Origin of the sequence: Clostridium sp., assembly GCF_050717535.1 — a bacterium.
Classification (GTDB): domain Bacteria; phylum Bacillota; class Clostridia; order Clostridiales; family Clostridiaceae; genus Clostridium_AD.
The window spans coordinates 1-12,378 of the sequence record NZ_JBOITM010000014.1 but is presented as its reverse complement, the minus strand read 5'-3'; the positions used below and the strand labels follow the sequence as shown (position 1 = coordinate 12,378).

The window sequence follows — 12,378 nt, the reverse complement described above, 5'->3', positions numbered from 1 at the left end:
CTATTTGCAATCACACTTTGATAGTTTAAGCAAGTTATCAATTTTACATTTTAACACTTTAATTAAATCTTCTGATATATCATCAATACTATCAGTTAAATCTAGCGCATGTTTTATGTTTGAAGTTTGACCAAAATTCGTACTTGCAATGTTACTTGCAGTATTTGAAAAATTATTAGATGCAAATGATAGAACAGTTAAAGTGTCTATTAGTGGTCTCACATCATTTTCAAAATATGCCCTTTCTCTAAAATCTAGTTGTAATCTATCTAATTCAAATCTTAAAATATTCGTATTTAAAACTTTAGTTGCCAATGCATTAATACCACAATCATCAGTTGAACCAGTTACTCCAGCAGTTCCAGATATTGTCTGATTTGCAGCCGCGCCTAAAGGGAGGTTCTTTAATTGCTCATTGATAATATCTAGGATTCTTTTTTCACTGTATTTATTCACATCATCTTGCGCTGATTTTTTATCCGCTTTGTTCCCATTACCTGAATTTGGTTTTTCCTCTTTCATATCTACTCCTAAATCCTAAGATAAATATTACAGACTTATTGAACATCTTATATAATTATATAATAATTTAGTAACTTTTATTACACATATGAATATTTTTTACATAATTAGTAGCAGTACAAGCTACTCTAAAATATATTTTTCACATTTATTATAAACTTCAGCATCACCTTGCACAGTCATGAGTGTTCCTTCTTCATTGTATTCTTCTGATTCCACTCTTGAACCTCTATGCAAATATGCCACCATAGCTTGATCTGTGTATGGAATAAGCACCTTAATTTTTTTAAGAATATACGGAAGATTTTCACAAGCTTCTTTCAGTAACTCTTCCAAATTTGTACCATATTTAGCTGATATTTCTATGCATTTTAAGTTTTTATATTTTTCTTTAAGCTTCAAAATATTTTCTGGTGAAGCTTTATCAATCTTATTTAAAAGCAATATCAGTGGCTTATCAATTGCTCCAAGTTCTGTTAGAACTCCATCTACAGCCTCTATTTGTAGCTCAGCATTGTCTGAAGATGCGTCTACCACATGCATAAGCAAATCTGAATACACCACTTCTTCAAGGGTTGATTTAAATGCTTCTACTAAGTCATGGGGAAGTTTTCTTATAAAACCTACAGTATCAGTTACTGCTGCCACACGATTGTCAGGTAATAATAGAGCTCTGGTTGTTACATCTAGTGTTGCAAAAAGCATATCTGCTTCAAAAACTTTATCTTTTTGAACAACAGTTTTTAAAGCTGCTACCTCACATAATATATTTCTAAGTGTTGATTTACCAGAGTTAGTGTACCCAACTAAAGATATTTTTGAAATACTTTCATGACTTCTCTTTTCCCTTTGTACATTTCTAGTAGTTCTTATTTTTTCTAATTCTTTATTTAAATCATAAATGCCCTCTCTTATTCGTCTTTTATCAATTTCTAACTTTTTCTCTCCAGGTCCCCTTGTTCCAATTCCCGCTCCGGTTCTTGAAAGCATTGTACCAAGTCCCGTTAAACGTGGTAACCTATATTTTAATTGTGCAAGTTCAACTTGAATTTTGGCTTCACGAGTTTTGGCTCTTCGTGCAAATATTTCTAGTATTAGTGTAGTTCTATCTATAACCTTACACCCAAGCACTTCCTCCAGATTTCTAACTTGAGATCCTGATAATTCATCATCAAAAATAACTAAATTTGCTCTTAGTGCTTGCCTAATAACAGCTATTTCCTCTGCTTTACCACTACCGATATATAACGCCGCATCTATTTTATGTCTATTTTGCAAAATCATATCTACAGTTTCTACATTACATGCCTTTGCCAATTCCCGAAGTTCTAATAGATCCTCTTCACTTTCAATACCAACTAAAACAGCTCGTTCAGCATCATCTTCCATAACTTCACATGTTTTCATTGCTTTTTCAATGCTTTTAACTTTGCCTATAACATCATATTCCAATATCTGATTTATATTTATAGGTCCTACTTCTTCTTCTATTAAAATATTATTATCTATTCCACAAAAGCCTACATTGTATCTTATTTTTTCTTTTTCTGCTGCTACTCCAATAGCCACTATACAATCTAATTTTAATTTTATTAGTGCTGACATATCAAGAGCAGACAATCTAGAATTACCATTTGGGTGAGTATGTATTATTTTAACCCCAGATAATCGTCCTTCTCTTATATCAATTATAGGCAGGTCAACTGAACTACTGTCACCAATTGCCATACTAATTATTTTACCTTTTCTATCAATAGCCGCACTGACTTCCCTTTCTAAATCCCTTGTTACGCCCACTAATATATCTACCAATTCTTCAGATAAAATACAATCTTTAGAAACTCTTATTTCACAAGCATTTTCTAATTTATTTAAAATTGAATTTTTAACCCCATCAACATTTCCATATATCATCATAAATCACTCCATCTCATTAATATTTAAATAATTTTTCTTATTGTTATACTTGACAACTTTCTTATAATTTTATACTATTAAAGGAATATTGTAAATATATAATGAGGGCGGGATTAACATTGGATAATAAAAAAGTAAACATTCTTATATCTAAAGATCAAATTGATGAAAGAGTTGAACAACTTGGCGCAGAAATTTCCAAAGATTATGATGGAAAAAAATTGTATATTCTTTCTTTACTGAGAGGAAGCTTTATATTCACTGCAGACCTTGTACGTAAAATTACTGTACCTACAAAAATTGGCTTTATGACAACTTCTAGCTATGGTGCTGATGAAGAGTCTAGTGGCTCAGTTAATATTATAAATGATATTCCTGACAATATATCTGGCTTTGATGTATTAATAGTAGATGATATTGTTGATACTGGAATAACTATGGATTCCATTATGACTAGAGTTAAATCTTTAAATGCTTCTAGCGTTAAATCTTGTGTTCTTTTAGATAAACATGAGAGAAGGAAAATTGATATAGTACCTGATTATTGTTGTTTTGAAATTCCAGATCTTTTTGTAGTAGGTTATGGATTAAATTACGGAGACTATTATAGAAATATCCCTTATGTATTCAATTGGGAAGATTAAGTAATTTAAAATATTTCATTTAATGTTTTTAAATATAAAAAAGTATGCGATTTAATTAATTGCATACTTTTTTTATGTTTTAATTAATTACCATTAGTATTCCCTAATTTAAAGCCAGTACCATTTAAATCTAACCCAATTGCAGTATTAGGTGTTTTTCCCACTATAATGGTTTCAGCAATTGGTATTTCATTGGCCACCTCAATATCATTGCTTTTCAATGGAATAATTACTCTAACAGTGGTTTTTACTTTAACATAAATTTTATGCCTGGTTTGATTTATACCTGCACTTTCAAACTCAGATGAATATTTAGTTTCTACTAGGCCTATGGGTTGCATTTTTATTGTAATACGGGGACCATAGTAAGACAAAATATTATTTCTTGTTATGTACCCTATTGGTAGCTTAATACCTATTTCTCCTAATTTCATTAATTCTTTTTGGGATTCTAAAGCAACATCGCAGGCTATTTTATTCATTTTCAATGTGTCTGCTTTTAACATTACAATATTTCCCTGCAAATCTTTATCTACCCTTATAATCTCATCGTATTTAAATTGCTTGGAGTATTCATTTATAATTGCTCTATTAACAATCTCTGTAGCTTTTGCTCGCATTTCCGCATCTGCCACTGCCAGTACGGTAGGCATTACGGTTCTATCAAAAATATATATGAAAATTGTAAAGTTCATCATAATTATGGTTATAATTAATAATACTCTATTTCTTATTTTATGTTTTATGTTTGTTACCTCCATTAAAGGTTATAAACTATTATATGTAACTGTATTAACTTACAGAATTAAATAACTTATGAAAACACATATTTTATATTAGTGTAATTATATGGTATAATATTATGAACTAATTATTGTTAGATAGCATAAATTTTTTATGCAAAAATTTAGCGAATATTAATTGTCATCCACTCCAGAGAAATACAAGGAGGATTCACAATGAAAGATAAAAAAACTACTCAGAAAAAGAAGAAAAAAGGAACTGGGAAGAAAGTTTTTAAAACCTTCGTTTTTACTATTCTGTTTATAGCCTTAATAACTATTGTAGCTATGGGAGGAGTAGTCCTTGCTATGATTAAGACAGCACCCGACTTAGATATTAATGCCTTTTTAAAATTAGATGAGCCCTCAATATTATATGATAATTCTGGTAAATATATGGACGAATATATTACCTCAGAAAAAAGGATTAATATATCTATTAATAATGTTCCATCCACTCTTCAAGATGCATTTACAAGCATTGAGGATTCTAGATTTTATACTCATTCAGGCATTGACTTAAAAAGATTAGGTGGTGCTATTTTTAATGATATAAAAATTAAATTAAAAGGTAGTGACGAAAGTCTCCAAGGCGCATCGACTATAACTCAACAGTTGGTGAAATATAGAATGTTTTTAGAAGACTCTATAGAAAACAGAACATCTATAAAAAGAAAAGTTCAAGAAATCTCACTGTCACTTCAATTAGAAAAAGTTTTAACCAAGCCTCAAATTTTAGAGGCTTATATGAATACCATTTATTTAGGTGGAAAGGCTAATGGTGTAGAAGCAGCGTCGCAGCAATATTTTGGTAAATCTATTGGGCAACTTAGCTTAAAACAAACTGCTTTTATTGCTAGTGCCGCACAAAATCCTAGTCTTTCATATAGCTTGGCATATAAAGCATCTAAAACTAAAGAAGCTTTTAGTTCCAATAGAACTAAAGCTGTTCTTGAGAGCATGTACAAATATGGTAAAATCGATAAAAATCAACTTGATTCAGCTATGGCTGAAGAGATAAAATTTAAATTTCCAACAAAAGATGCAAACAAGATGAACTTTGAAGCATTCTCTAGACCTGTAATTCTTCAAGTTACAGAGGGTTTAATGAAAACACTTAACATTAGCAAAGAAGAAGCACGCTCAATGATTATGTACGATGGATTAAAAATTTCTACAACTATGGATAGGGCTTTGCAGAACAAATCACAAACCCTAATTAATGATCCTATACAACCTGGGAAAACAAATACCTACGATTATATATTTCCCAGAGATAGTAACCTTAAACTTGAGCAAGCAGATATACAAGCTTCCTGTGTTATCATGGATTATCATACGGGTGAAGTTAAAACTATCATAGCTGGACGTGGTGATGAAGGTCCTATGTCTTATAACAGAGCTGCATCTAATGACTTTTTAAAAGCACCCGGCTCAAGCATTAAACCCTTAACAGTCTATAGCCCAGCTATTGATTCAAAAATAGCTACGGCTTCCACTATTATTGAAGATTCACCAGTACCGGAAGCAATTGGGAAAAAATATGTTGCTCCTGGTGATGCTCCTTATAATCCTAGAAATGCACCAGATGTATATAGAGGCTATTTAACTCTAAGAGACTGTTTGAAATATTCCGTTAACGTTGCAGCTGTGAAACTTGAGGACATGATTAGTCTTAAGACTGGTGTTTCTTATGGTGAAAAATTTGGATTACAACTAGACGAAACAGATAAAGCAAGTATGTCTGCTATGGCCTTAGGTCAATTAGATGGCGGTAGTTATAGGGGAACCAATCCTCTAACTATGGCAGCGGCATATGGAGTTTTTGGTAACAATGGAATACGAACCACTCCAATATTATACACTAAAGTAATTGATAGAGATGGAAAAGTAATATTATCAACAAAATTAGAAACAGTGTCTGTTTTGTCACCTCAAAGCGCTTATATAATGTATGATTTATTACAAGGACCTGTAAGCCCAGGTGGTACTGGAACAAATGCTGCTTTTGGCAATATGCCCGTTAGAGGTAAAACTGGTACCTCATCTGATTCAAAGAACTTATGGTTTGTTGGTTTAACTCCATATTACTCAGCAGCTATTTGGATTGGAACAGATGCTGGGGATAAAATTAAAGATATGTACAGTAATACTGCCGCTTTATTATGGGGCAAAATTATGAAAGAAGCCCATGCTACACTACCAGCAACTAATATAGAAAAGCCTTCTGGTATATCTTCTTCTTCCGTATCTAAGGATTCTGGAGATATCCCTACTGAACTAACTTACGGAGATCCGAGAGGCAATAGAGTTTACTCTGAACTCTTCATTGATGGAACTCAGCCAACGACACTTGATAGCATACATGTTTTGGCTAAAGTCACCAAAAGCCCTAGTGGTAATTATGTTCTTATCTCAGATTTTACGCCAGCTGAAAAGATTGAAACAAGAATTTTCATAAGAAGAGATAATAATAATGGGGATTTGCAAGATTCAGCTTATGTATTACCAACAGCAGTTGATAATTTTTCACAGCAAATTGTAGTTCCACCAATAACCATTCCACAAGTAACCGATCCACCAGTTACTGATCCACCAATTACCGATCCACCAATTACTGATCCCACGGGTACTAATCCCAATGTCACACCACCTGTTACTACCCCTTAACACAAAATGAAAAACTACTATCAAATTCAATTTTTGATAGTAGTTTTTTTACCCTTTAGATTTAGGATTAAATATTAATGCCATAACATATCCAAAAAATATCGCAGCAGTAATCCCTCCTGCAGTACCTTTTATTCCTCCAGTAAATGCCCCTACAAGCCCAACTTCGTCTACTTCTTTCATTACACCTTTAGCTAAGCTATATCCAAAACCTGGGAGTGGAATGCTTCCACCTGCTTTCCCATATTCAATGACCACATCATATATATTTAGCGCACCTAATATTACACCTGCAGTTACAAATAAAACTAATATTCGAGCTGGGGTTAATTTAGTTGTGTCCATAAGTATTTGACCTATTACACAAATTACCCCTCCAACTATAAATGCCATTATGTAATTACTCATTTATTTACCCCCAAACTCTATTGAAACAGCATGTGCTATCCCAGGTATCGTTTCGCCTTGCAAAGCAGAAGTTGGACTTAAAAGCGCACCCGTGGAAACTAGAAGTATTCTTTTAAATTTTCCCTTTAGCATATTTTTGTATAAATACCCTGTTGCAACTACTGCAGAACACCCACAACCACTACCACCCGCATTAGTTCCTTGTTTTTCAGAATTAAAAATTTCCTCGCCACAATCAATATAATATCCTTTCATATTGTATTTATATTCTAAAAGTAATTCTTCTGTAAATTGCCTTCCTATCTTCCCCAGGTCTCCTGTAGCAATAATATCATAATCTGAAGGCTTTCTACCAGTATCAATAAAGTGTTGTTTAATAGTGTCTACAGCTGCTGGTGCCATGGAAACCCCCATATTATTTACATCTTTTATTCCATAGTCTTTAACTTTTCCTATTGTAACATGAGTAACACAGGGAAAATCACCTTTTTTCCCTAAGACCATTGCACCTGAGCCTGTAACTGTCCATTGTGCTGTTGGAGCTCTCTGACTTCCCATTTCCAGTGGTAATCTATATTGCCTTTCAGCAGCGGAAAAATGTGATGAAGTAGCTGCTACAACATAATTAGCGAGTCCCCCTTCCATTATCATTGCTCCCACACCTAAAGACTCTGCCATGGTTGAACAAGCTCCATAAAGTCCTAGAAAGGGTATATTCAAATCTCTCGCTGCAAAAGTTGATGAGAATAACTGATTTAGTAAATCCCCTGCTAGTAAGAAATTTATATCAGTTTCTTTGAGTTTTGCTTTTTTTATACTCTGTGATACCGCTGTGTATAAAAGACTTGTTTCAGCTTTTTCAAAACTTTCTGTTCCATTGAGATCATCTTCTAAGATTTTATCAAAATACTTTGCTAGTGGTCCCTGTCCTTCCTTAGGACCAACTATATTATAGGTACTAATAATTCTAGGTTTACTAACAATCTCTACTGTTTGAACACCAATTCTTCTCCCCATTTAAATCACCACCTTAAAAAGTAATATAAAATCCCAACAATTACAGATGACCCAATCCCATATACTAAAACAGGTCCTGCAATAATAAACATTTTAGCAGCTACGCCAAAAACAAAACCTTCCTTCTTAAACTCCATGGCTGGTGCAACAATGGAGTTTGCAAAGCCCGTAATTGGAACAACAGAGCCTGCTCCTGCAAAATCACCTAACTTATCATAAACGCCTATACCAGTAAGTATAGCTCCTAGAAACACCATAACTATAGAAACATAAGTTCCTTTCTCATCCTTAGGAACACCCATTCGAGAAAAAAAGTCTCCGATAAATTGTCCAATTACACATATTGTTCCGCCCACCCAAAACGCATTAAAACAATGTAGCAGTAGATTAGGCTTAGGGATTTTATTAGAATTAAGCTTATTAAATTTTTTCCTTATAGTTTTTTCTTCCACTTTCATAAAAAAGGTCCTCCTTATATTGCAAACAATAAAATAATTTGAGTACTTATGTTATTGTTTACAATAGTAAAATTTTTAGTCAAAAAAAATAAGATGAATTTATAGATAAGCAACTTACAAATCAAACATTAAAGTTGCTTATCTAATTTCCATCTTAACCACTTAACTTTTCCTTCATTATTTTCAAAACTTTTTTTTCTATTCTTGATACTTGTACTTGACTTATGCCCATCATTTTTGCTACCTGAATTTGTGTATTGTCTTTAAAATATCTCAGCATAATTATTTGTCTTGATTTTGCATCTAGTTTTCTAAGTGCTTCTTTAAGAGCAATTTTATCTAAAACCTCGTTATCTTCTTCGTATCTTTCGCTTAATTTATCTATTAATAGTACCGGTGCGCCATCATCTTGGTGTATCGTATCAAATAGATACTGCATATTACTTGCAGATTCTAGAGCATACACTATATCTTCTTTTTCTACATTAGAAAAAACTGATAATTCTTCAATGGTTGGGTCTCTACCTAATTCTTTTGTTAGAGTATCTTTATCATAATGTAATTTTCGCGCCGTGTTTTTAACGCTTCTACTAACTTTTATTATCCCGTCATCCCTAAGAAATCTTTTGATTTCTCCCATTATCATCGGAACGGCATATGTAGAAAATTTAACATTATACTTAGTATCAAAATTATTAATAGCTTTTACCAACCCAATACATCCAATTTGAAAGATATCATCATACTCATAACCCCTATTAAGAAATTTTTTACTAATTGATGCAACTAGAGGTAAATTCATCTCTACTAACCTATCTAGTGCACCTGGTTCCCCATTTCTAGCTAGTTGAATGAGATGCATATTATCTTCATAATTATAATTATTTTCTTTCACTGTTTTCTGATCCATAGTATTCCACCTAACTTAGAGGATTAAATATTTTTTTCATTATTATACTTGTTCCCCTACCTTTATCAGACTTCACTTCTAAACTATCCATAAAAGTTTCCATTACAGTAAAACCCATGCCTGACCTCTCTAAGTCTGGGCGAGAAGTATATAATGGTTGCATAGCCATTTCTAGGTTATCAATTCCTTTTCCAGTATCGTTAATTATAACTGTTAATTCAGTTCCATCAATAATAGCTTCTATCGTTATCATTTCTTCTTCGCTGTCATAACCATGAATAATTGCATTAGTCACTGCTTCAGATACCGCTGTCTTAACATCACTAATTTCATCAATTGTAGGATCTAATTGTGATGTGAATGCTGCTACTGCTACTCTTGCGAAGCTCTCGTTCTGCGATTTACTTAAAAACTCAATTTTAACTCTATTGTGACACATATTAATCCCCCCACTAAATATTGTTTACAGCTTGTTCAACATTATCATATAACATGATTATCTTAAACATTCCTGACAATTCGAACACCCTTTTTACTGAAGACTGAATTCTAGTTACACAAACACTTCCATTTCTCATATGTAACTTTTTGTACCTTCCAATAACTACACCAATACCTGAGCTGTCCATAAAGGACACTCCTCCGAAATCCATAATTAATTTATTGTAACTATCTCTGTCTAAACGATCGTCTATAAGATTTCTTACTTCTTCAGCACTATGATGGTCCAATTCTCCCGACATGTAAACAATCAATTTATCATCATTATTCTCAAAATTTAAATGCATCTGCTTCCCCCCCGAATAATTAGAAATTAATAAAATTTCTCAGTTTTTTATAAATTATTTTCCTTTCTTATATATTCTACCAATTACATAATTTTCCTTCTTTTTTTAAAATATTTATTCATTCTTTTATATACTACCCATTTATATTCATTTAATACAATATGTGATAAATATTTTTTCTAACTAATTTTGTCTAACTAAATTTATGTAAACTTAGATAATCGAGTAGGAGCTAAATAATTAATTTATTTAGCGACCTCTCACACCACTTATTCCGACTTTATCATTATCCCGACTTTTCTTAGTTTTTACGTGGATTAATCAACCGCCAAGGGTTTTTAATAGGTTTCTTTTAAAAAAGGTCGGAATAATAACTTTTGCGTTTTCAATTTTTGATTACGTCCATAATAATAAAGATGGCATATTTCCAAATATTTTATGGAAGTTATGACAATGAACAAAATAATGATTCAAGAACTTACATTAAACGGATCAGCACATACCAATCAATTACTGAAAGATATTTTTTGTACATCTATACTCATAGACATTATAATTTCAGCAATGTATCATGTATGGATATCAAGAACTTCATGATTGAGATTTCCGAATCACGTCCTAAAAGCATGGCTAAGAAAATCCAAACGTTTGGATTTTTTTCGCCATCGTTTTGCCACAGCAGTCATGATGCAGTGGCTTAGTAATAGTGCAGATTAATATGCTAAACTGCCTTATCTTAGTACATATATGGGTCATGCTAAGTTTTCTAGCACTGCATACTATATACATCTACTTCCTGAAAACCTTTTACATTCCCCTGGCATGGATTGGGATGAATTTGCAGAACTGATACCGGAGGTAGAGCCATGGTAGGAAAAGAAAGCAGACATTTCTTCCAACTAATAAAGGATTTTCTAACAGTTTACATACCTTGGCAAAATTTCATATCTGCTAATTTAAAATAGTTTACCCATCCAACTATAACTTGTCTTAGTTTAATAGCATGAAGTTCCATACTCATGGCATTACTTCTTCCTGTTATTTCTCTAAGCTTACATTTAAGTTTCTTAACAGAATTTTGATGTACTCTTATTCCCATTTCACCTTTTTTCGGATAAAATGTAAATCCTAAATACTTCAACTTCCACGGTCTATCGACCTTGCTCTTGTCTTTATTGACTTTGAGCTTCAAATCCTCCTCTATAAACCTTGTTATACTCGCCATTACTCAATTTGCTGATTTCTTTGATTTTAAATAAATATTACAATCATCAGCATAACGACAGAAGTTTAATCCTCGCTTTTCTAATTCTTTATCCAGCTCATTTAGCATGACGTTACTAATTAATGGTAAAAGATTGCCCCCTTGCGGCACGCCTTTTTGAGAGGTATTAAAAATGTCTCTTTCCATTACTCCTGCTTGAAGATATTTTCTTATAAGGACTATTACCCTAACGTCCTTTACTTCTCTATAAACCAATCCTATTAATTTGTCATGATTTACAGTATCGAAGTATTTTTCTAAGTCAATATCTACTGCCCACTTGTAGCCACTATCCATATATTCTTTGCATTTTAGAATTGCTTGGTGTGCACTTCTATTCGGTCTAAATCCATAACTATTATCTGAAAATTTCTCTTCAAATATTGGATTTAAAACTTGAGCAATAGCTTGTTGTATTACTCTGTCTACAGCTGTAGGTATTCCTAGTGGTCGTTTCTTTCCATCAGGCTTAGGTATTTCTACTCGCCTTACTGGATTAGGTTTATAACTACCTTCCAATAGTGATTGCCGAAGGATTATGCCATTTTCTTTTAGGTATTGTAGAAGTTCATCTACCTTCATACCATCAACTCCATGACTACCTTTATTGGCTCTAACTTTCTTAAATGCTAGATTTAAGTTGTTTCTGTCAATAATCCTTTCAAACAGTCCATTGGTATATTTATTTTCGGTGTTCTGTCTCTTATCTATCGTCAATTAAATGCTCGGCGCTCCTACATACTCTTCGAGTTCCACTCTATCCTTTTGTAGGTAATCTTCATTATGAAGTTGTCTGCTGACTTCTTAGATTTCAGCTTTACATCACTGCAAAGGTTGTTATTTAAAAATTCATTTCCATAACATATATCTAAGATCTCCCCGGGTAAGAACGCAATCTTTCACTCCATCTATCTGCTACATTTACACCACTTGTTTTGAATAGTTTTGGGCTTCGTTTTGTATTGCAAACTTACCCACAAGCATATGCCTTATATGTA

The 12,378-nt window shown here is 32.7% G+C and carries 14 protein-coding genes; 3 read left to right on the top strand and 11 right to left on the bottom strand.

What is annotated here, in order from left to right; genetic code table 11:
- Together ACREVU_RS03075 and hflX are read right to left on the bottom strand one after the other, a co-directional pair.
- The gene (locus ACREVU_RS03075; protein ID WP_431550156.1) at nucleotides 1–522 is read right to left on the bottom strand and encodes a hypothetical protein; all 522 of its coding nucleotides are present in this window, start codon (nucleotides 520–522) and stop codon (nucleotides 1–3) included.
- A gap of 123 nt (nucleotides 523–645) precedes the next feature.
- Entirely contained in the window at nucleotides 646–2,436 is a 1,791-nt protein-coding gene (gene hflX, locus ACREVU_RS03070) for a GTPase HflX (protein WP_431550179.1), read from the bottom strand.
- A gap of 104 nt (nucleotides 2,437–2,540) precedes the next feature.
- Between hflX and hpt the strand changes: the two genes are divergently transcribed.
- The gene (hpt, locus tag ACREVU_RS03065; protein WP_431550155.1) at nucleotides 2,541–3,083 is read left to right on the top strand and encodes a hypoxanthine phosphoribosyltransferase; all 543 of its coding nucleotides are present in this window, start codon (nucleotides 2,541–2,543) and stop codon (nucleotides 3,081–3,083) included.
- Nucleotides 3,084–3,166: 83 nt separating this feature from the next.
- On the opposite strand, the gene yunB is transcribed toward hpt, so the two are convergent.
- On the bottom strand, nucleotides 3,167–3,844 hold the full coding sequence (gene yunB, locus ACREVU_RS03060; RefSeq protein ID WP_431550154.1) for a sporulation protein YunB: 678 nt from the start codon (nucleotides 3,842–3,844) through the stop codon (nucleotides 3,167–3,169).
- 198 nt (nucleotides 3,845–4,042) lie between these two features.
- On the opposite strand from yunB, the gene ACREVU_RS03055 reads away from it, so the two are divergent.
- Nucleotides 4,043–6,535 carry a transglycosylase domain-containing protein gene (locus ACREVU_RS03055; RefSeq protein WP_431550153.1) on the top strand — a complete coding sequence of 831 codons (2,493 nt, stop codon included), beginning with the start codon at nucleotides 4,043–4,045 and terminating at the stop codon, nucleotides 6,533–6,535.
- A gap of 48 nt (nucleotides 6,536–6,583) precedes the next feature.
- Here the strand turns inward: ACREVU_RS03055 and spoVAE are convergent, their stop codons facing one another.
- The 6 genes from spoVAE to spoIIAA form a co-directional block, all read right to left on the bottom strand.
- Complete coding sequence (gene spoVAE, locus ACREVU_RS03050; RefSeq protein WP_431550152.1) at nucleotides 6,584–6,943, bottom strand: stage V sporulation protein AE; 360 nt, start codon at nucleotides 6,941–6,943, stop codon at nucleotides 6,584–6,586.
- Complete coding sequence (spoVAD, locus tag ACREVU_RS03045; protein ID WP_431550151.1) at nucleotides 6,944–7,960, bottom strand: stage V sporulation protein AD; 1,017 nt, start codon at nucleotides 7,958–7,960, stop codon at nucleotides 6,944–6,946.
- A gap of 5 nt (nucleotides 7,961–7,965) precedes the next feature.
- A complete protein-coding gene (gene spoVAC / locus ACREVU_RS03040) occupies nucleotides 7,966–8,418 on the bottom strand; it encodes a stage V sporulation protein AC (RefSeq protein ID WP_431550150.1) in 453 nt (150 codons plus the stop codon).
- Nucleotides 8,419–8,572: 154 nt separating this feature from the next.
- Nucleotides 8,573–9,328, bottom strand: coding sequence for an RNA polymerase sporulation sigma factor SigF (gene sigF / locus ACREVU_RS03035; RefSeq protein WP_431550149.1), 756 nt, complete (start codon nucleotides 9,326–9,328; stop codon nucleotides 8,573–8,575).
- 10 nt (nucleotides 9,329–9,338) lie between these two features.
- Complete coding sequence (spoIIAB, locus tag ACREVU_RS03030) at nucleotides 9,339–9,767, bottom strand: anti-sigma F factor (RefSeq protein WP_431550148.1); 429 nt, start codon at nucleotides 9,765–9,767, stop codon at nucleotides 9,339–9,341.
- A 13-nt stretch (nucleotides 9,768–9,780) separates the two neighbouring features.
- Nucleotides 9,781–10,116 carry an anti-sigma F factor antagonist gene (gene spoIIAA, locus ACREVU_RS03025; protein WP_431550147.1) on the bottom strand — a complete coding sequence of 112 codons (336 nt, stop codon included), beginning with the start codon at nucleotides 10,114–10,116 and terminating at the stop codon, nucleotides 9,781–9,783.
- A gap of 453 nt (nucleotides 10,117–10,569) precedes the next feature.
- Here spoIIAA and ACREVU_RS03020 point away from each other — a divergent pair, with 453 nt between their 5' ends.
- Nucleotides 10,570–10,713, top strand: a complete 144-nt coding sequence (locus ACREVU_RS03020; protein WP_431550146.1) for a hypothetical protein — start codon at nucleotides 10,570–10,572, stop codon at nucleotides 10,711–10,713.
- 325 nt (nucleotides 10,714–11,038) lie between these two features.
- Here the strand turns inward: ACREVU_RS03020 and ACREVU_RS03015 are convergent, their stop codons facing one another.
- Entirely contained in the window at nucleotides 11,039–11,308 is a 270-nt protein-coding gene (locus ACREVU_RS03015) for a group II intron maturase-specific domain-containing protein (protein WP_431550145.1), read from the bottom strand.
- 36 nt (nucleotides 11,309–11,344) lie between these two features.
- Nucleotides 11,345–12,097, bottom strand: a complete 753-nt coding sequence (gene ltrA / locus ACREVU_RS03010; RefSeq protein WP_431550144.1) for a group II intron reverse transcriptase/maturase — start codon at nucleotides 12,095–12,097, stop codon at nucleotides 11,345–11,347.
- Nucleotides 12,098–12,378: the final 281 nt, after the last annotated feature.